Genomic DNA, 18272 nt, shown 5'->3' on the forward strand with positions numbered 1-18272 from the left:
TCCCGGCGCGCCGGGCGGGCCCCCGCCACCCCCCGTTCTCTAATGGCGCCCGAGACCTCCCGCGCCCAGGACGGAGACCGATGCACGAGATGTCCCTCGCGGTCGCCGTCGTCGATCAGGTCGAGACCGCCGGACGGGCGCGCGGGCACACCGGCGTCGACACCGTCGAACTGGACGTGGGCGAACTGGCCGGCGTCGTCGCCGACGCCCTCGCCTTCTGCTTCGAACTCGCCTGCGCCGGCACCCTCGTCGCGGGCGCCGAGCTGGTCACCCGTACCGTCCCGGGCACCGCGCGCTGCGCACCGTGCGCCGAGGTCTGGGCGGTCGGCATGCCGCCGAACCTGCTCTGCCCCGCCTGCGGCGCCGCGGCCGGCGAACTCGTCTCCGGCCGCGAACTCCAGATCCGGCAGGTCCGCTGGACCGACCCGGGGACACCGCGCCACGACCCCCGCACACCGATCACCGAGGAGAGCTGAGCATGTGCCGAGCCGTCGATCTCCAGCGCGCCGTACTCGCGAAGAACGAGGCCGCGGCCCAGATCCTGCGCACCGAACTGACCGCCCGCGGCACCACGGTGGTCAACCTCCTCTCCAGCCCCGGCAGCGGGAAGACCGCCCTGCTGGAGCGTGAACTGCGGCTCGCCGCCGCACGGGGCGTCAGCGCCGCCGCGCTCACCGCGGACCTCGCCACCGAGAACGACGCCCGCCGCCTCGCCCGCTCGGGCGCCCCCGTCAAGCAGGTGCTCACCGACGGCCTGTGCCACCTGGAGGCCGACATGGTCGCCCGGCACCTCCACGACTGGCTGCCCGAGTCCACCCGCCTGCTCTTCGTCGAGAACGTCGGCAACCTCGTCTGCCCCGCCGGCTACGACCTCGGCGAGTCGCTCCGCGTCGTCCTGGCCTCCGTCACCGAGGGCGAGGACAAGCCGCTCAAGTACCCCACCGCCTTCGGCCTCGCCCAGCTGGTCGTCGTCACCAAGACCGACATGGCGGCGGCCGCCGAGTTCGACGAGGCCGCCTTCCGCGCCAACGTCCAGCAGGTCAACCCCGGCGTCGAGATCGTCCTCAGCTCGGTGCGCGACGACCGGGGCGCCGGCGCGCTCCTCGACCGCGCCCTCGCGACGGCCGACGGCGACCGCGTCCACACCCCGGTGATGGCGCGGGCCGGCGCGTGACCACCGCGCGGCCGCGACCGGCGCCCGCCACGGCCCCGCGGCGCAGCCGCGTGGTCGTGCGCGGCGTCGTGCAGGGCGTGGGCTTCCGGCCGTTCGTCCACGCCCTCGCCACCGGGCTCCGGCTGTCCGGCCACGTCACCAACACCTCCGACGGGGTCGTCGCCGAGGTCGAGGGAGACCCCGAGGACGTCGCCTCCTTCTGCGCCCGCCTCACCCCCGACGCCCCGCCCCTGGCCCGGGTCGAGTCGGTCGAGACGGCCGAAGTCCCCGCGAGCGGCGGCTGCGGATTCACGATCGTCCCGTCCCGCCCCGGCGGCGCCGTCCGCACCCTCGTCCCGCCCGACACCGCCACCTGCGACGCCTGCCTCGCGGAGCTCGCGGACCCGGCCGACCGGCGGTATCTGCACCCGTTCCTCACCTGCACCCACTGCGGCCCCCGGTTCACGATCGTCACGGGCCTGCCGTACGACCGGGTCCACACCACCATGGCCGGCTTCCCGATGTGCCCGGACTGCGCCCGGGAGTACGCGGACCCCACCGACCGGCGCTTCCACGCGCAGCCCGTCGCCTGCCCCGCCTGCGGCCCCCGACTGCGCCTGGTCACGGCCCCCGAGGCCCCGGGCGACGTCCGGACGCCCGACTCCGGTCCCGGCGCGGACCCGATCGCAGCCGCCCGCCGGACCCTCGCCTCCGGCGCGATCCTCGCCGTCAAGGGCCTCGGCGGCTACCACCTGGCCTGCGACGCCACGAACCCCGGTGCCGTGACGGAACTGCGCCGCCGCAAGGCGCGCGGTGACAAACCGTTCGCGATGATGGCCGCCGACCCCGCCGACATCGAGCCGCTCGCGCACCTCGGTCCGCTCGAACGCGAGCTCCTCACCGGCGGCGTCCGGCCCGTCGTCCTGCTGCGCCGCCGCGACGACGCCCGGCCCCGCCCCGGGGCGGCCCCGGCGCCGCAGGTGGCACCCGGCAGCCCCGACCTCGGATTCATGCTCCCGTACACCCCCGTGCACCACCTCCTCCTCGGCCTCGGCGCCGAGGACCGGGACGGGCCCCGGCTCCTGGTGATGACCAGCGGCAACCTCTCGGGCGAGCCCATCGTCACCGACGACGAGGAGGCACTGACCCGCCTCGCCCCCCTGGCGGACGCCTGGCTGCTGCACGACCGGCCCATCCACGTGCCCTGCGACGACTCCGTCGTCCGCGTCTGCGACGGCGACCAGCTGACCCTGCGCCGGTCCCGGGGCTGGGCGCCGCTCCCCGTCACCCTGCCCGTCGAGGTGGCCCCGGCCCTCGCCGTCGGGGGAGACCTCAAGAACACCTTCTGCCTCGGCGAGGGACGGCAGGCCTGGCTCTCCGCCCACATCGGCGACATGGACGACCTCGCCACCCAGCTCGCCCTCACCGCCGCCGAGCGACAGCTGGAAGCCGTCACGGGCGTCCGGCCCGGACTCCTCGCCGCCGACCGCCACCCCGGCTACCGGTCCACCCGCTGGGCCCGCGACCACGCGGCGGGCCGGCCCGTCGTCCCCGTGCAGCACCACCACGCGCACGTCGCGGCGGCGATGGCCGAGAACGGCCTCGACGGCACGGACCGGGTGATCGGCGTCGCCTTCGACGGCACCGGCCACGGTCTCGACGGCGCCGTGTGGGGCGGCGAGTTCCTGCTCGCGGACTACGCCGGCTTCGCGCGGTTCGCGCACCTGGCCTACGTACCCCTGCCGGGCGGCGACGCCGCCGTACGACGGCCCTACCGCATGGCCCTGGCCCATCTGCGGGCCGCGGGACTCGCCGCCGATCCCGCCCTGCCCTGCACACGCGCCTGCCCGTCCGATGAACTCACCCTTTTGCAGCGACAGTTGGAGCGCGAACTGAACTGCGTGCCCACGTCCAGCATGGGGCGCCTCTTCGACGCCGTCTCCTCCCTCGCCGGCATCCGCCACCACGCGGGCTACGAGGCGCAGGCCGCGATCGAACTGGAGGCCGCGGCGCTGCGCGCGCCCGGGACGCCCGAGGACGGGCGGTACGCCTTCCGCCTCGACGCGCCGACCGGTGGCGCACCGCTCGGCGCGGACCCCGCGCCCCTGCTGGCGGCGGTGGTCGCCGACGTCCTGGACGGCACGCCCGCGGCCGTCGTCGCGGCCCGGTTCCACCACGCCGTGGCCCGGCTGGTGCGCACGGTCTGCGCCGCCGCCCGCGGCGCGAGCGGCCTGGAGACCGTCGCTCTTACCGGAGGAGTGTTCGCCAACACGGTGCTCTCCTCGGCCTGCGCCGCCGGCCTGCGCGAGGACGGTTTCACCGTGCTGCGCCACCGTCTCGTCCCGCCGAACGACGGCGGCCTGGCCCTCGGCCAGCTCGTCGTCGCCGCCCGGACCACCGACGGGGCGGCCCCCGGCACGCCGCGACGAGAGCGACAGTGAGGAGACACGCATGTGCCTGGCGGTACCCGGAAAAGTGCTGGACGTCGAGGACCGGGACGGCACCCGGATGGCCACGGTCGACTTCGGAGGCGTGGTCAAGGAGGTGTGCCTGGAGTACCTGCCGGACCTGAAGCCCGGTGAGTACGCCATCGTGCACGTGGGCTTCGCCCTCCAGCGGCTCGACGAGGAGTCGGCGCGGCGGACGCTGGAGCTCTTCGAGACCCTCGGCCTGCTCCAGGAGGAGTTCGCGGACCCCTGGGAGGCCGCCGAGGCCGCCGCGATCGAGTGGAAGACGCAGGACGACGAGCTCGGAGAGGCGCGGCCGTGAAGTACATCGACGAGTTCCAGAACCCGGACCTGGCGGCCCGGCTGCTCGACGAGATCCGCTCGACGGTGACCCGGCCCTGGGCCCTCATGGAGGTCTGCGGCGGCCAGACCCACAGCATCATCCGGCACGGCATCGACCAGCTCCTGCCCCCCGAGATCGAGCTGATCCACGGCCCGGGCTGCCCGGTCTGCGTCACCCCCCTGGAGATGATCGACAAGGCCCTGGAGATCGCCTCCCGGCCGGGCGTGATCTTCTGCTCCTTCGGCGACATGCTCCGCGTCCCCGGCACCGGCCGCGACCTGTTCCAGGTCCGCGGGCAGGGCGGCGACGTCCGGGTCGTCTACTCGCCGCTCGACGCGCTGCGCATCGCCGAGCAGAACCCGGACCGGGAAGTGGTCTTCTTCGGCATCGGATTCGAGACCACGGCGCCGCCCAACGCCATGACGGTCCACCAGGCGCGCAAGCGGGACATCCGCAACTTCAGCCTGCTCGTCTCCCACGTGCGCGTCCCCCCGGCGATCGACGCGATCATGAAGTCCCCCGACTGCCGCGTCCAGGGCTTCCTCGCCGCCGGACACGTCTGCAGCGTGATGGGCACGGCCGAGTACCCGGAGCTCGCGCGGCGCCACCGGGTGCCGATCGTGGTCACCGGTTTCGAGCCCCTGGACATCCTGGAGGGCGTCCGCAGGACCGTGCTCCAGCTGGAGCGTGGCGAGCACACCGTCGAGAACGCCTACCAGCGCGCCGTGACCGCCGAGGGCAATCCGGCGGCACAGGCGATGCTCGCCGACGTCTTCGAGATCACCGACCGCGCCTGGCGCGGCATCGGCGTCATCCCGGACAGCGGCTGGCGCCTGTCCGCACGCTACCGGGACCACGACGCCGAGCACCGCTTCTCCGTCGCCGGGATCGACACCCGCGAGCCCGCCGAGTGCCGCAGCGGCGAGGTCCTCCAGGGCCTGCTGAAGCCCAACGAGTGCGAGGCCTTCGGCACCACCTGCACGCCCCGCACCCCGCTCGGCGCCACCATGGTGTCCAGCGAGGGCGCGTGCGCCGCCTACTACCTCTACCGCCGGCTCGACGCCGGGACCGCGGGACGGCCGCAGCCCGCCCCGGCCCGCGCGGCCACCGGCACCCCGTCCCCGGTCACCGCCTCCCTGGAGGGCAGCCCCCGTGCCTGACACCGTGCCCGACACCCCCGTCGGCACCGCCCCGGCGCCCGACATGCTCGCCTGGACCTGCCCGGCGCCCCTGCGCGACCAGCCCCGCATCGTCATGGGCCACGGCGGCGGCGGAGCGCTCTCCGCCGAGCTGATCGAGCACGTCTTCGCCCCCGCCTACGGCGGACCGGCCCTCGCGCACACCGCCGACGCGGCCGAGATCCGGATCGGCGGCGCCCGCCTGGCGTTCTCGACGGACTCCTTCGTCGTGCGCCCGCTGTTCTTCCCCGGCGGGAGCATCGGCGACCTCGCCGTCAACGGCACCGTGAACGACCTCGCCATGAGCGGCGCCCGCGCGAGCCACCTCTCCTGCGGCTTCATCCTGGAGGAGGGCGTCGAGACCGACGTCGTCGCCCGCGTCGCCCAGGCCCTCGGCGCGGCCGCGCGCGAGGCCGGCGTCCAGGTCGTCACCGGGGACACCAAGGTCGTGGAGGCCGGTCACGGCGACGGCGTCTACATCAACACCTCGGGCGTCGGGCTGATCCCCGACGGAGTCGACCTGCGCCCGCAGCGGGTCGTGCCCGGCGACGTGGTCATCGTGAGCGGACCCATCGGTCTGCACGGCGTGGCGATCATGAGCGTGCGGGAGGGCCTCGAGTTCGGTGTGGAGATCACCAGCGACTGCGCACCGCTCGGCGGCCTCGTCGACGCGATGCTCGCCGTCACCCGGGACCTGCACGTGCTCCGCGACCCCACGCGCGGGGGCCTGGCCGCCGCACTGAACGAGATCGCGGCGGCGTCGGGCACGGGCGTCGTCCTCCAGGAACGCGCCGTCCCCGTCCCCGAGGCGGTCGGCAACGCCTGCGCGGTGCTCGGACTCGACCCGATGTACGTGGCGAACGAGGGCAAGCTCGTGGCCTTCGTCCCCCGCGAGCACGCGGACGCCGTACTGGCCGCGATGCGCGCGCACCCCCTGGGCGCCGGAGCGGCGGTGATCGGGGAGGCGGTCGAGGCCCACCCGGGCATGGTGGTGGCGCGCACCGGACTCGGCGGCACCCGCGTCGTCGACCTGCCGCTCGGCGAGCAGCTGCCGCGCATCTGCTGAGCTCAGCGGCGCGCGCCGGGCCGCCCGCGGGAGGTGTCGAGGGTCCACGTGTGGGTGCAGTTCGGGCACTGAAGGTGGACCCGGGGCCCCTTGTTCGCGATCAGGTAGCGCCAGTGGCTCCGGCAGTTCCGGCGGTCCCGGCAGGGCCCGCAGTCCCGGGCGTCGTCGCAGCCGGGGCACGCGACCCAGGCCCGCCGGGCCGGGTCGGCGTGGGGATCAATCGGAAGACGCATCGCCCCGCACCTCCCCGGGCAGGACACCGGCCGCGACCAGCTGGGCGTGCAGCCGCAGCTGCTCTTCGTCCAGGTTCGCGTACAGCAGGGCGTGCGCCGCCTGCTCCTCGCGCAGGACGGCGACGGGGTCCCAGTCGGGCCCCAGCGCCGCCACGACCTCGGCACGCCGACGTGTCTCCTCGAGGGTGAGGTCGATGCTGAAGTCGACCAGGTCGGACCGGGGGGCGGGGGCGTCGCTCATGGGGGGACTTTCGGGGTGATTCGAACACGTACGCCACCACGTCTACCAGAGCGGACAGCGCGCGCGGAAGGGTTCGGTCCGCCTACGACGGCCCCTGTGGCACACCTCATGCCGCCGTGGCCGTCCGGGCCGGACGGTGACCCGTTCGCCGTGGCCGTCCGGGCCGGACGACGACGCGTCCGGCCCGGACGGCAAGGCGTCAGGGCGTCACCCCTCGTCGGGCCGTGGTCACCGGTCGGTGCGCGGCTCCCGGTCGGCCCGCAGTTCCGTCCTGACCTCGCGGGCGGCGGCGACGAGGTGCTCCAGGGAGGTGCGGGTCTCGGGCCAGCCCCGGGTCTTCAGGCCGCAGTCGGGGTTGACCCACAGACGGTCGGCCGGGATGGCCTCCAGGCCCTTGCGCAGCAGCGCGGCGGCTTCCTCCGTGCTCGGGACGCGGGGGGAGTGGATGTCCCAGACGCCCGGACCGGCCTCGCGCGGGTATCCGTGCGCGGCGAGTTCACCGGCGACCTGCATGTGGGAGCGGGCCGCCTCCAGGCTGATGACGTCGGCGTCGAGGTCGTCGATGGCCCGGACGATGTCGCCGAACTCGGCGTAGCACATGTGGGTGTGGATCTGGGTGTCCGGCCGCACCCCGCCGGTGGTCAGCCGGAAGGACTCCGTCGCCCAGGCGAGGTAGGCGGCGTGGTCGGCGGAGCGCAGCGGCAGGGTCTCCCGGAGGGCCGGTTCGTCGACCTGGATGACCGACGTCCCGGCCGCCTCCAGGTCGACCACCTCGTCGCGCAGGGCGAGCGCCACCTGCCGGGCGGTGTCGCCCAGCGGCTGGTCGTCGCGGACGAACGACCACGCGAGCATGGTCACCGGACCGGTCAGCATGCCCTTGACCGGCTTCGAGGTCTGCGCCTGGGCGTACGCGGTCCAGCGCACCGTCATCGGTTCGGGGCGCGAGATGTCCCCGGCCAGGACCGGGGGCCGGACGTAGCGGGTGCCGTACGACTGCACCCAGCCGTGCTGGGTGGCGACGTAGCCGGTCAGCTGCTCGGCGAAGTACTGCACCATGTCGTTGCGCTCGGGCTCGCCGTGCACGAGCACGTCGACGCCCGTCTTCTCCTGGAAGGCGAGGACCTCGCGGATCTCGTCCTTGATCCGCTCCTCGTATCCGGCCGTGTCGATGCGGCCGGCGCGCAGGTCGGCGCGGGCCACGCGGAGCTCGTCGGTCTGCGGGAAGGAGCCGATGGTGGTGGTCGGCAGCAGCGGCAGGCCCAGGTGGGCGCGCTGGGCCGCGGTCCGCTCGGCGTACGGCTGGGAGCGGCGGACGTCCGCGTCGGTGATCGCGGCGGTGCGGGCGCGGACGGCGGGGTCGCGGGTGAGGGCGGAGCCGGCGCGGGAGGCCAGGTCGGCCCGGTTGGCGGCCAGTTCGGCGCTGATCGCGTCGGTGCCGTGGGCGAGGCCCTTGGCGAGGGTGGCGACCTCGGTGGTCTTCTGGCGGGCGAAGGCGAGCCAGCGCCGGACCTCGGGGTCGATGTCGCCCTCGGCGCTCGCGTCCAGCGGGACGTGCAGCAGGGAGCAGGAGGCGGCCACGTCGACCCGGTCGGCGAGACCGAGCAGGGTGGCGAGGGTGGCCAGGGACTTCTGGTGGTCGTCGATCCAGATGTTGCGGCCGTTGACGACGCCCGCGACCAGGCGCTTGCCGGGCAGTCCGCCGACGGCGGCGAGGTCGTCGAGGTTGGCGGCGGCGGGGCCGGTGAAGTCGAGGGCGAGACCGTCCACGGGGGCGGCGGCGAGCACCTGGAGGGCGTCGCCGAGGCGGTCGAAGTAGGAGGCGACGAGCAGCTTCGGCCGGTCCCCGAGCGCGCCGAGGTCGCGGTACGCGCGGGCGGCGGCGTTCAGCTCGGCCGGAGTGCGGTCCTGGACGAGAGCGGGCTCGTCCAGCTGGACCCACTCGGCTCCCGCCGCGCGCAGGTCGGCGAGGACCTCGGCGTAGACGGGGAGCAGCCGGTCGAGGAGGGTGATCGGGTCGAAGTCGGCGGCCACGCCGGGCGCGGGCTTGGCGAGGAGCAGGTAGGTGACGGGGCCGACGAGGACCGGGCGGGCGGTCAGACCGAGCGCGAGGGCTTCCTTCAGCTCGGCGACCTGTCGGGTGGAGTCGGTGCTGAAGACGGTGTCCGGGCCGAGCTCGGGGACCAGGTAGTGGTAGTTGGTGTCGAACCACTTGGTCATCTCCAGCGGCGCCACGTCCTGGGTGCCGCGGGCCATCGCGAAGTACCCGTCGAGGGCGTCCGCGTCGACGGCGGCGCGGTGGCGGGCGGGGACGGCGCCGACCATGACGCTGGTGTCCAGGACGTGGTCGTAGAACGAGAAGTCGCCGGTGGGCACTTCGTGGATGCCGGCGTCGGCCAGCTGCCGCCAGTTCGCACGGCGCAGTTCGGCGGCGGTGGCGCGGAGGGCTTCGGCGGTGACCCGGCCCTTCCAGTAGCCCTCGACGGCCTTCTTCAGTTCGCGGTTCCGACCCTGGCGGGGGTAGCCGTACACGGTGGCTCGTGCGGCCGCGGGCTTCGCTGTCACGGAACTCTCCTTCGCGAGACGTGTCCAGAGCACCCGGAGACGGGGATGGACGCGAAGGAACGCCAGAACGTACGGACCACGTCACGGGAGAACTCCGTGCGTGCCGCTCGCTGTGTACGCCGACCCGCCCACGAGGTCACCGGGATGTCCGTACGCGGAATACGTCCGCGCACGGGCAGCGGGCAGGTCTTCGGACTCGCGGGCACGCTCTCCGGACAGGACCGGAGGACACCTAATGGCCGTCGCTTCCCAGGACCGAGTCGGTCCCAGTGCGTATGACGGCGGTCGTTCCCGCTCACCGCTGCGGGGCAGTCCCGGATTCCCACCGGGTTCCCTCTTGCGACGCATCCCGCCTGGCGGACGGGGCGAACCAGCTGCGGAAGCCACCCTAAGGGGTGTGATCGCCCAGCGGCGAGCGACTTCCAGCATCCGGACGTGAAAGCGACGTGCGCCTGCGTGGACCGGCCACGCCGCAGCGCTCTTTCCACGTCGCGCGCGGCGGGCCCGGCGTCTCCGTCACCGTCCCCCGGGCGGGATGCCCGCCCTGCGCAGGGCCGACCGCCACGCCAGGGCGACCGCCGCCTCCGCGAGGCCCAGGAGGACGAGCCAGAGTCCGAGCAGCCGGGTCAGGGCGCGGGCCGACTCGGTGGGCAGCGCCAGGACCACGATGCCCGCGACGATGCCGAGGATCCCGACGGCCATGACGACGCCGCGGTGCGGCATGTTCCGGGTGGCGATGGCGGAGTACAGGGTGACGATGCCGGACACCAGCCAGACGGCGCCGACGATCAGCGAGAGCGCGGCGATCGTCTGGAGCGGGTTCCGCAGGCACAGCACCCCGCCCAGGACGCACAGGACCGCCAGGATGAGGCCGGGCACGCGGTCGCCGCTGTCCCGGCCGAAGACGGACACGAAGCGGAAGCCGCCCATCACCAGCAGGTAGAGCCCGATGAGGACGGCCAGGACGTGCAGGGTCACGTCCGGCCAGACGAGCACCAGGACGCCCGGTACGAGGGTCGCCACCGCCGCGCCGAGGAGCCAGGTCCAGGAACGGCCGAGGCGCGCGAGCTGGTCCTCCGGGTCGCCCGCGGGAGGGGTGGGCCCGGCGCCGGATGCGGAGCCCTGTGGTGTGGTCATGTGTCTGCCTCCCGCTCACCGGGTGGACCGCCGCGGAACTCCATGCGTGGCGCGGCCGGGACGGAGGACCCGCGAGGCCGGCGGCCCGCGCGGGGCTCCCGTACAAGTCTGCCCCCTTCGCGGGGGCGCCGCCCGACGTCGTGAGGCGGCGCCTCGGGCCCGTCGACGCGCACCCGGGACGCTCCGAACCTAGCGTGGAGGGAGGAAACCGATCCGGACGGAGGATCGCGGGCATGAACGACGCCGTGGACAAGGCCAGGGGCAGGCTCAAGGAGATCGCCGGGAAGGTCACCGGGCACGAGCGCCTGGAGGCCGAGGGCAGGACGGACCGGGCGAAGGCCACGATCCGTCAGAAGGCGAGGAGCGTGCGCCACCGGGCCGAGGGAATCATGGACTCCCTCAAGCGCGACCGCTCGTGACGCGGGCCCCCGGACCGTCGGGCATCTCTCTGCCGGACGGTCCGGGGGCCGTGCGGCGCCCGAGGGGTCAGCCCAGGATCCTGCGCTTCTGCTCCTCGAACTCGGCCTCGGTGAGCACTCCCTGCTCCTTGAGGTCTCCGAGCTGCTTGAGCTGGTCGAGCTTGCTCTCCATGCTCTCGTCGGGTTGCGACGCGGCCACGGGCGCGGCGGCGGGCGGGGGTTCGGCGGGCTGCTGCTGGTATCCCTGCTGGGCGGCCCATCGGCCCTGTTGACGGCGGGACACGCGGTTGGACACGGCGGTCGCCGTACCCGCGACGACCGCGGTACGGGCCACTCCGCGAAGCAGACCGGGCATCGCGTTCTCCTCTCGTGACCGACGCGACGGCGTCGGACGGCTTCCGGGCCCGCCGGCCCGGAAGCCGGGGGCCCGAGGGGTCAGGCCGATTCCTCGGCCGCGTCGAGCGAGGCGAGGAGGGCCTGGACGGGCACTCGGCCGGAGGCGACCAACTGCGCCCCGCTCCGCCGCAGGGCGGTGGCGAACGGCGCGGCCCACACGTTCTCGTAGATCAGCAGTCCGGCGGAGTTGCCGGGCTCCACGGCCTCGGCGGCCTCGTCCAGGTCGTCCTGCCCGAGCAGCCCCGACTGGACGCCCTCGAAGACGGAGAGGTCGAGATTGCCGTCCCCGTCGAAGTCCGCGATCTCCAGCGCGGTCACCGAACCGTCCTCGTCCTTCCTGATGAACATCAGGTCGAGGATCCGGATGATGCCGCGGTCCACCAGATCGACCAGGAGCGGGAAGCCCTCGCCCGTCATGCGGTTGCCGGGAAATTCGACCACCACGTAGTCGATGGGCCCGATCTCGTCGAATTGCTCGCTCACAACGTCACCTCGGATCGTGGACGCCCCCGGTCGCCATTCCAACACCGGACGTCGCGCGGTGCATCCGGTACGGGCCCGCCCCGGCCAGGACCGGGCACGTCACGACCCCGGCCCGGGTGCCGTCCCCGCCCGGAGTCCGGCCGGGGACGGCACCCCGTCTCAGCCCACCGGGGCCGTCCTCGCGAGGGCGTCCCGCGCCGCCTCCTCGGCCAGGGCGCGGTCCTCCGGGACCAGGCCGACGCGGGTGCGGCGGTCGAGGAGGTCGGCGACGTCGAGGGCGCCCTCGTGGCGGACCGCCCAGACGAGTTCGGCGCCGGTGACCGTGTGGCCCGGGACGACGGGCTCGGCGAGCGCGGGATCCGCGAGGCCGAGGGCCCGGACGGCCGGTGCCTCGGAGCCGTACCGCTGGACGAGACGGGCCGGCACGTCCAGCCCGGCGAGGGTCTGCGGTCGTGCGGCGCCGACGAGCGGGAGGGACGTGGTGCGGCAGGGGCCCGCGTCCAGGCCCCGGGCGGCCACGGCGGCGTCGACGGCGTCCTGGGCCATGCGGCGGTAGGTGGTCAGCTTGCCGCCGACGACGGTGACGATGCCGTCGGGGGAGGTGAGCACGGCGTGCTTGCGCGAGATGTCGGCGGTGCGTCCCGAGGCGTCCCGCGTGTCGAGCAGCGGCCGCAGGCCCGCGAAGGCCCCGACCACGTCGGACCGGTGGACGGTGACGTCGAGCGCGGAGCCCAGGACGTCGAGGAGGAAGCCGATGTCGGTCTCGGGGACCTCGGGCACGTCGGGGACGTCGCCGTCGACGGGCTCGTCGGTGAGGCCGACGTACACCCGGCCGTCGCCCTGCGGCAGGACCAGGACGAAGCGGTTCGTCTCGCCGGGGATGGGGATGTGCAGACCGGCCGAGAGGGGACCGAGGGTCTCGGAGCGCAGCACGAGGTGGGTGCCCCGGGACGGCCGGAGGCGTACGTCGTCGACGAGGCCGCCCGCCCAGACCCCGGCCGCGTTGACGACCGTACGGGCGCGGACGCGCAGCTCCTGACCGGTGGTCTCGTCGCGGACCAGCGCGCCGTCGCCGTGGAGTTGCAGGGCGCGCGTACGGGTGAGGATCCGGGCCCCGTGGGCGGCGGCGGTGCGGGCGATCGCGGTGACCAGGCGGGCGTCGTCGGTGAGCCGGCCGTCCCAGGAGAGCAGTCCGCCGCGCAGGCCGACGCGGCGCAGGGCCGGGGCGAGGTGGCGGGTCTCGACGGCGGAGAGCGTGCGCGGCTGCGGCAGCGTGCGGCGCGAGGTGCGGGCGCCGACGCGCAGCAGGTCGCCCGCGAGGAACCCGGCGCGGGCGAGCGCGGCCTGACCCCGGCCGACCAGCGGGGTGAGCGGCAGGACGAAGGGCTGGGCGCGCACCAGGTGGGGGGCGGTGCGCTCCATGAGGATGCCGCGCTCGACGGCACTCTCGTGGGCGACGTCGAGCTGCCCGGACGCGAGGTAGCGCAGTCCGCCGTGGATCAGCTTGGAGCTCCAGCGGGAGGTGCCGAAGGCCAGGTCGTGGGCGTCGATCGCGGCGACGGTGAGGCCGCGGGTGGCCGCGTCCAGGGCGGCTCCGGCGCCGGTGACGCCGAGTCCGACGACCAGGACGTCGACGACGGTGCCGCCGTCGGCGAGCTGTTCCAGTTCCCGCCGGCGGCGCTCGGCGTGCAGCGAGGATCCGGGCAGGGCGGTGCTGCTCGTGGGGGTCATGGGGTGAGGGTCCTCTCCAGCAGGGTGCGGAGCTCTCCGAGGAAGGCGGCTTCGCTCAGTTCGGGATCGGCCTCGTCGGCCATGGTGCGCAGCGAGAGCGTGAAGGACTGGACGACGAGCAGCAGCGACCGGGCCTGGAGGTCGGTGGGGAGGACGCGTACGGAGCCGTCCTCGTGGCCCTCCTCCAGTGCGGTGACGAGCAGTCCGAGGAGGGCGTCCTGGCTGGCGCCGCGCCGGTCGAGCACGTACGGCAGGAGCAGTTCGGGGTCGACGTCGAGGATCTTCCGGAAGAGCGGGTGGGCCCGGAAGGCGGCGACTCCCGCCACGAGACCCTCGACGATCCGCTCCCGTTCGGGCCGGTCGTCGTCGGAGGACGGCATGGCGCCGGCGGCCGCGGCGATCCACTCACGGGTCATCAGGTCGCCGACGAGGGTGCGCACGTCGGGCCACCGCCGGTACAGCGTCATCCGGGACACACCGGCCCGCCGGGCGACGTCGGTGAGGGTGGTCCGCCGCACGCCGACGGCGAGCACGCAGTCGCGGGCGGCGTCGAGCACGGGATCTGCGTCCGCATGGTTGTGACGAATGGGCGTCATCTGTCACAGTGTAATGCCAGCGCAGGCCGAGTGGCAGCGTCGTTCGTGAAACAGACCGTGAGGAACCTCTCGAAGTGGACATGTTGTGGAGCGGCTGGGGCGACCCGGCCAAGGCGGCACCCCTGCCCGAGTCGGTCACCGGCCTGCTGCGGGACCTGCTCGGCGTCACCCCGCGGGAGAGCGGCCCGTCCGTCCTCGCCGACATCGACGTGCCCGCCCCGGCCCTGACCGGCAAGGCGGCAGACGCCCTGCGCGCCGCCGTCGCCGCCCCCGACGGGCTGCGCGACGACGCCGAGAGCCGTATCCGGCACACCCGGGGCAAGTCGACCCCCGACCTCCTGCGCATCCGCGCCGGCGAGGTCGAGGACGTCCCGGCCGTCGTCGTGCTCCCCGCCGGCCACGACGAGGTCCTCGCCGTCCTGCGGGCCTGCGCGGAGCACGGCCTCTCCGCCGTCCCCTTCGGCGGCGGCACCTCTGTCGTCGGCGGCCTCGCGCCCACCACCGAGCGGCCGTTCGTCGCCCTCGACCTCCGCCGGCTCGACGGGCTGCTCGCCGTCGACGAGGTCTCGCGCACCGCGACCCTCCAGCCCGGACTGCGCGGCCCGCGGTGCGAGGAGCTGCTCAACGAGCGGGGCTGGACGCTCGGCCACTTCCCGCAGTCCTTCGAATGGGCCACCGTCGGCGGCTTCGCCGCGGCCCGCTCCAGCGGCCAGGCGTCCGCCGGCTACGGCCGCTTCGACGAGATGGTCGTCGGCCTGACGGTCGCCACCCCCGAAGGCACCCTGGAGACCGGCCGGGCCCCCCGCTCGGCGGCCGGCCCCGACCTGCGCCAGCTCGTCCTCGGCTCCGAGGGCGCCCTCGGCGTGATCACCTCGGTGACCGTGCGCATCCGCCCCCTGCCGCGGAAGCGGATCTACGAAGGCTGGCGCTTCGCCTCCTTCGAGGCGGGCACGGCGGCGCTGCGCCGCCTCGCCCAGGACGGCCCGAGCCCCACCGTCCTGCGCCTCTCGGACGAGTCCGAGACCTTCATCGGACTGGCCCAGCCGGACGCCATCGGCAGCGCCGAACTCCCGCAGAACCCCGGCTGCATGGCCATCGTCGGCTTCGAGGGCACCGAGGCCGACACGGCCGCCCGCCGCGCCGCCGCCCGCGAGGTCCTCCTCGCCTGCGACGGCGAGTTCATCGGCGAGGAAGCCGGCGACAAGTGGGAGCACGGCCGCTACAACGCGCCCTACCTCCGCGACGCGCTCCTGGACGCCGGGGCGTTCGCCGAGACGCTGGAGACCGCGGCCTTCTGGTCCGCGATCCCGGGCCTCTACGCGGCCGTCCGCGAGGCGCTGACCCGGACCCTCACCGAGGCCGGCACCCCGCCGCTCGTCATGTGCCACATCTCGCACACCTACGAGAACGGCGCCTCGCTGTACTTCACCGTCGTCTCCGCGCAGGGCGAGGACGCCGTCGCGCACTGGGCGCCGGCCAAGCGCGCGGCGAACGACGCGATCCTGGCGGCCGGCGGCACCATCAGCCACCACCACGGCGTCGGCACCGACCACCGCGACTGGTACGCCCACGAGATCGGCCCCCTCGGCGTCCGCGTGTTGCAGGCCGTCAAGGCCGAGGTCGACCCCTCCGGCGTGCTGAGCCCCGGGGTCCTGATCCCCGTCCGCTGAGCACCCTCACCCGCACGCCCCCACCCTCCTCCCGAACCTCTCCTTCTGCCGCCGGAGGCCAGATCCATGCGACAGTTCACCGCCGTCGTCAACCCCACCGCAGGGGGCTCCAGCGGCACGGCGGGCCTGCTCCCGCTGGCCCGGCTGCTGCGGGAGGCGGGCGCGGAGCTCGACACCGTCTACAGCCGCAGCCTGGACCACGCGCGGGACCTCGCCCGGGAGGCCGGAGCGAAGGGGCACGTCGTGCTGGCCGTCGGCGGCGACGGGATGGCCGGCACCGTCGGCGGCGCGCTCAGCGGCACGGACACGGTCTTCGGCCTGGTCCCCGCCGGCCGGGGCAACGACTTCGCCCGTGCCCTGGGGCTCCCCACCGACGCCCCGGGCCTCGCCGAGGTGCTGCTCCACGGTGAACCGCGCGCCGTGGACACCATCGAGGTGGAGTCCGCCGCGCACCGGGGGACCCGCGTCCTCGGCAGCGTGTACGCGGGTGTCGACGCGGTGGCCAACCGCCACGCCAACACCTCCCGTCTGCTGCGCGGCGCCGCCTCCTACTACGCGGGCGGCCTGCGGGCGGTCCTGGCCTGGAAGCCGGCCTCGTACCGCATCACGATCGACGGCATCCGGCACGAACGGACCGGCTACACCGTCGTCGCGGCCAATTCGGGCTTCTACGGGTTCGGGAGGAACATCGCGCCGGGCGCACGCGTCGACGACGGCCTCCTCGACGTCGTCGTCATCAAGGAGGCCCCCAAACGGCTCTTCTTCGCCATGATGAACGAACTGAAGACGGGCGCCCACGTGAGCCGTCCTCAGATCGAGATCCTGCGGGGCGAGGAGGTCCGGATCGAGGCCGACCGGCCCCTGCCGTACGGCGCGGACGGCGAGGTCGACGCCACCCTCCCGGTGACCCTCAGGGCGATGCCCGCGGCGCTCCGCGTCCTGGCCTGACCCCCGCGCGGCGTGCGCGACGCCGCGGACGGGATCAGACTGGACAGAGTGAGCAACCGGACGGAACAGGGATCGCAGCCGGGCCCCGCCCAGCCGAAGGGCGGGCGGCCGCCGAACCAGACCGTGGCACTCGCGGCGATGATGTTCGCGGTGGCGATGACCTTCATCGACCAGACCATCGTGTCCATCGCCGCCCCCGACATCGTGCGCGAACTGGGACTCTCCAGCTCGGGCATGCAATGGGTGATCAACGCCTACCTCCTCGCGCTCGCCGCGTTCTTCGCCCTCGGCGGCCGGCTGGCCGACCTCTACGGGCCACGGCGCGTCGTCGTCGTGGGCACCCTCGTCTTCGTCATCGCGTCGGTCCTCTGCGGCTGCGTGCCCTCCGGGGACTACGCCCAGCCCTGGCTCATCACCTTCCGGGCGGTGCAGGGGCTCGGCGCGGCGCTGCTCTTCCCCGCGGCGCTGGCCGTCGTCGTGGCGGTGTTCCCCGTCGAACGACGGGGCAGGGCCCTCGCCCTGTTCTTCGGGATCTCCGGAGCGCTGACCGCCGTCGGCCCGCTGCTCGGCGGCTGGCTCACCGCCTCCTGGACCTGGCGCGCCGTCTTCTGGGTGAACGTCCCGGTCGCGATCATCGCCCTGATCCTGACCGCCATGGCGCACATCGCGGACCGCCGGCGTCCCGGCACCCTCGACGTGCCCGGCGCGGCGCTCGTCGCCGTCGGCATGGGCCTGAGCGTCCTCGGCTTCCAGCAGGCGTGGTCCTGGGGATGGAGCAGCTGGGCCACCTGGCTGTGCGTCGTCGGCGGCCTCGCGATCCTGTACGTGTTCGTACGGTACGAGCGCGGCGTCCGCCACCCGCTGATCGACCTGCGGGTCTTCCGGGACAAGGCGTTCCGGGTGGACACGGCCGTGCTGTTCTTCGCGATGCTCGCGTTCGTGCCGGTGTTCTTCTTCTCCTCCGTCTACGCCCAGGTGTCCCTGAGCGCCTCCCCGAACCAGGCGGCGCTCTTCCTCCTGTACTTCTTCGTCGGCTTCGCGCTCGCCTCCCAGTGGGGCGGCCGGATCCTCGACAAGCGCGGCGCGCGCCCGGCGCTGAAGGCCGGGACGATCGTCGGCGCGGTCGGATTCGCCCTGTGGGCCAACAAACTGACGGACCTGTCCATGCACGACCAGTGGCCGTACGCGGCCCTCGCCGGCGCGGGCATCGGCTTCATCCTCGCCCCGGCGTCGACGGACGCCGTCAACCGGGCCATCGGCGCCTCCTACGGCGAGGTCACCGGCATCACCCAGACCGTCCGCAACTACGCCGCGAGCATCGGACTCGCGGTGTTCGGCACCCTGCTGTCCCGGGCCATGACCGAGAACGTGACGGACACGCTCCGCGCGAAGGGCGTCGCCCCGGCCACCGCGGAACAGGTCGCCCGAGGCATCACCAACTCCGTCTCCGGCCACGGCGACGCCACCCCGCCGACCGGCACCGGCCAGGTCGCCCAGGCGACCCGCGACGCCATGTCGGCGATCCAGGTGGACTTCGCCCAGGCCAACCAGTGGGTCTTCTACGGCATGGCCATCGCCCTCGGCCTCGGGTTCCTGTGCGCCGTCCGCCACCCGGGCGACCGCGCCGTCCCGAAGGACCAGGACGCCCCGACGCCGTCGGAGTGAACGG

18 protein-coding genes and 1 riboswitch are annotated in these 18272 nt (G+C 74.2%); of the genes, 10 read left to right on the forward strand and 8 right to left on the reverse strand.

All coding sequences use genetic code 11. From position 1 onward, the window contains the following. Positions 1-80 precede the first annotated feature (80 nt). From ACFYXU_RS19235 to hypE, 6 genes are read left to right on the forward strand one after another with little or no spacing between them, the layout of a single operon-like run. Positions 81-476 carry a hydrogenase maturation nickel metallochaperone HypA gene (locus ACFYXU_RS19235; protein ID WP_376512513.1) on the forward strand — a complete coding sequence of 132 codons (396 nt, stop codon included), beginning with the start codon at positions 81-83 and terminating at the stop codon, positions 474-476. A gap of 2 nt (positions 477-478) precedes the next feature. Further along, a complete protein-coding gene (gene hypB / locus ACFYXU_RS19240; RefSeq protein WP_389405997.1) occupies positions 479-1174 on the forward strand; it encodes a hydrogenase nickel incorporation protein HypB in 696 nt (231 codons plus the stop codon). Continuing rightward, the gene (gene hypF / locus ACFYXU_RS19245) at positions 1171-3594 is read left to right on the forward strand and encodes a carbamoyltransferase HypF (RefSeq protein WP_389458777.1); all 2424 of its coding nucleotides are present in this window, start codon (positions 1171-1173) and stop codon (positions 3592-3594) included. The genes hypB and hypF overlap by 4 nt, the downstream gene beginning before the upstream one ends. 10 nt (positions 3595-3604) lie before the next feature. After that, the gene (locus tag ACFYXU_RS19250; protein WP_361391314.1) at positions 3605-3922 is read left to right on the forward strand and encodes a HypC/HybG/HupF family hydrogenase formation chaperone; all 318 of its coding nucleotides are present in this window, start codon (positions 3605-3607) and stop codon (positions 3920-3922) included. Continuing rightward, positions 3919-5103 carry a hydrogenase formation protein HypD gene (gene hypD / locus ACFYXU_RS19255; RefSeq protein WP_389458779.1) on the forward strand — a complete coding sequence of 395 codons (1185 nt, stop codon included), beginning with the start codon at positions 3919-3921 and terminating at the stop codon, positions 5101-5103. The genes ACFYXU_RS19250 and hypD overlap by 4 nt, the downstream gene beginning before the upstream one ends. A 43-nt stretch (positions 5104-5146) precedes the next feature. Beyond that, positions 5147-6187 (forward strand): hydrogenase expression/formation protein HypE, encoded by a 1041-nt coding sequence (gene hypE, locus ACFYXU_RS19260; RefSeq protein ID WP_361392498.1) that lies wholly within the window; start codon positions 5147-5149, stop codon positions 6185-6187. A gap of 2 nt (positions 6188-6189) precedes the next feature. Here hypE and ACFYXU_RS19265 read toward each other — a convergent pair whose 3' ends face one another. The 4 genes from ACFYXU_RS19265 to ACFYXU_RS19280 form a co-directional block, all read right to left on the reverse strand. Next, positions 6190-6420: a hypothetical protein gene (locus tag ACFYXU_RS19265; RefSeq protein WP_361391320.1), complete on the reverse strand. Its 231-nt coding sequence runs from the start codon at positions 6418-6420 to the stop codon at positions 6190-6192. Then, positions 6404-6661: a DUF6400 family protein gene (locus ACFYXU_RS19270; RefSeq protein WP_389458781.1), complete on the reverse strand. Its 258-nt coding sequence runs from the start codon at positions 6659-6661 to the stop codon at positions 6404-6406. The genes ACFYXU_RS19265 and ACFYXU_RS19270 overlap by 17 nt, the downstream gene beginning before the upstream one ends. Before the next feature lie 228 nt (positions 6662-6889). Next, complete coding sequence (gene metE, locus ACFYXU_RS19275) at positions 6890-9223, reverse strand: 5-methyltetrahydropteroyltriglutamate--homocysteine S-methyltransferase (protein ID WP_389458783.1); 2334 nt, start codon at positions 9221-9223, stop codon at positions 6890-6892. Positions 9224-9386: 163 nt separating this feature from the next. Continuing rightward, positions 9387-9613, reverse strand: a riboswitch (cobalamin riboswitch). A gap of 126 nt (positions 9614-9739) precedes the next feature. Beyond that, positions 9740-10360, reverse strand: a complete 621-nt coding sequence (locus ACFYXU_RS19280; RefSeq protein WP_389458785.1) for an HdeD family acid-resistance protein — start codon at positions 10358-10360, stop codon at positions 9740-9742. Between the two features lie 233 nt (positions 10361-10593). On the opposite strand from ACFYXU_RS19280, the gene ACFYXU_RS19285 reads away from it, so the two are divergent. Continuing rightward, positions 10594-10779 (forward strand): CsbD family protein, encoded by a 186-nt coding sequence (locus ACFYXU_RS19285; RefSeq protein ID WP_376512528.1) that lies wholly within the window; start codon positions 10594-10596, stop codon positions 10777-10779. Between the two features lie 67 nt (positions 10780-10846). Here the strand turns inward: ACFYXU_RS19285 and ACFYXU_RS19290 are convergent, their stop codons facing one another. The 4 genes from ACFYXU_RS19290 to ACFYXU_RS19305 form a co-directional block, all read right to left on the reverse strand. Next, complete coding sequence (locus ACFYXU_RS19290) at positions 10847-11134, reverse strand: SHOCT domain-containing protein (RefSeq protein ID WP_376512530.1); 288 nt, start codon at positions 11132-11134, stop codon at positions 10847-10849. Positions 11135-11214: 80 nt separating this feature from the next. Continuing rightward, positions 11215-11658: a DUF6325 family protein gene (locus ACFYXU_RS19295; protein WP_361391338.1), complete on the reverse strand. Its 444-nt coding sequence runs from the start codon at positions 11656-11658 to the stop codon at positions 11215-11217. 159 nt (positions 11659-11817) lie between these two features. Continuing rightward, positions 11818-13389: a glycerol-3-phosphate dehydrogenase/oxidase gene (locus tag ACFYXU_RS19300; protein ID WP_389458787.1), complete on the reverse strand. Its 1572-nt coding sequence runs from the start codon at positions 13387-13389 to the stop codon at positions 11818-11820. Further along, entirely contained in the window at positions 13386-13985 is a 600-nt protein-coding gene (locus tag ACFYXU_RS19305) for a TetR/AcrR family transcriptional regulator (RefSeq protein ID WP_329852510.1), read from the reverse strand. The genes ACFYXU_RS19300 and ACFYXU_RS19305 overlap by 4 nt, the downstream gene beginning before the upstream one ends. A 74-nt stretch (positions 13986-14059) precedes the next feature. On the opposite strand from ACFYXU_RS19305, the gene ACFYXU_RS19310 reads away from it, so the two are divergent. From ACFYXU_RS19310 to ACFYXU_RS19320, 3 genes are all read left to right on the forward strand, one after another. After that, the gene (locus tag ACFYXU_RS19310) at positions 14060-15655 is read left to right on the forward strand and encodes an FAD-binding oxidoreductase (RefSeq protein ID WP_389458789.1); all 1596 of its coding nucleotides are present in this window, start codon (positions 14060-14062) and stop codon (positions 15653-15655) included. 66 nt (positions 15656-15721) lie between these two features. Further along, positions 15722-16603, forward strand: coding sequence for a diacylglycerol/lipid kinase family protein (locus ACFYXU_RS19315; protein WP_376512536.1), 882 nt, complete (start codon positions 15722-15724; stop codon positions 16601-16603). Positions 16604-16741: 138 nt separating this feature from the next. After that, positions 16742-18268: an MFS transporter gene (locus ACFYXU_RS19320; protein ID WP_384574039.1), complete on the forward strand. Its 1527-nt coding sequence runs from the start codon at positions 16742-16744 to the stop codon at positions 18266-18268. Positions 18269-18272 lie beyond the last annotated feature (4 nt).

The sequence above is a fragment of the Streptomyces sp. NPDC002232 genome, from assembly GCF_042890295.1.
GTDB lineage: Bacteria > Actinomycetota > Actinomycetes > Streptomycetales > Streptomycetaceae > Streptomyces.

Coding starts and splice junctions, on each gene's coding strand:
- ACFYXU_RS19235 (WP_376512513.1), top strand. CDS start 81: ATGCACGAGATGTCCCTCGCGGTCGCCGTCGTCGATCAGGTCGAGACC.
- hypB (WP_389405997.1), top strand. CDS start 479: ATGTGCCGAGCCGTCGATCTCCAGCGCGCCGTACTCGCGAAGAACGAG.
- ACFYXU_RS19250 (WP_361391314.1), top strand. CDS start 3,605: ATGTGCCTGGCGGTACCCGGAAAAGTGCTGGACGTCGAGGACCGGGAC.
- hypE (WP_361392498.1), top strand. CDS start 5,147: ATGCTCGCCTGGACCTGCCCGGCGCCCCTGCGCGACCAGCCCCGCATC.
- ACFYXU_RS19265 (WP_361391320.1), bottom strand. CDS start 6,420: ATGCGTCTTCCGATTGATCCCCACGCCGACCCGGCCCGGCGGGCCTGG.
- ACFYXU_RS19270 (WP_389458781.1), bottom strand. CDS start 6,661: ATGAGCGACGCCCCCGCCCCCCGGTCCGACCTGGTCGACTTCAGCATC.
- ACFYXU_RS19280 (WP_389458785.1), bottom strand. CDS start 10,360: ATGACCACACCACAGGGCTCCGCATCCGGCGCCGGGCCCACCCCTCCC.
- ACFYXU_RS19285 (WP_376512528.1), top strand. CDS start 10,594: ATGAACGACGCCGTGGACAAGGCCAGGGGCAGGCTCAAGGAGATCGCC.
- ACFYXU_RS19290 (WP_376512530.1), bottom strand. CDS start 11,134: ATGCCCGGTCTGCTTCGCGGAGTGGCCCGTACCGCGGTCGTCGCGGGT.
- ACFYXU_RS19300 (WP_389458787.1), bottom strand. CDS start 13,389: ATGACCCCCACGAGCAGCACCGCCCTGCCCGGATCCTCGCTGCACGCC.
- ACFYXU_RS19305 (WP_329852510.1), bottom strand. CDS start 13,985: ATGACGCCCATTCGTCACAACCATGCGGACGCAGATCCCGTGCTCGAC.
- ACFYXU_RS19315 (WP_376512536.1), top strand. CDS start 15,722: ATGCGACAGTTCACCGCCGTCGTCAACCCCACCGCAGGGGGCTCCAGC.
- ACFYXU_RS19320 (WP_384574039.1), top strand. CDS start 16,742: ATGATGTTCGCGGTGGCGATGACCTTCATCGACCAGACCATCGTGTCC.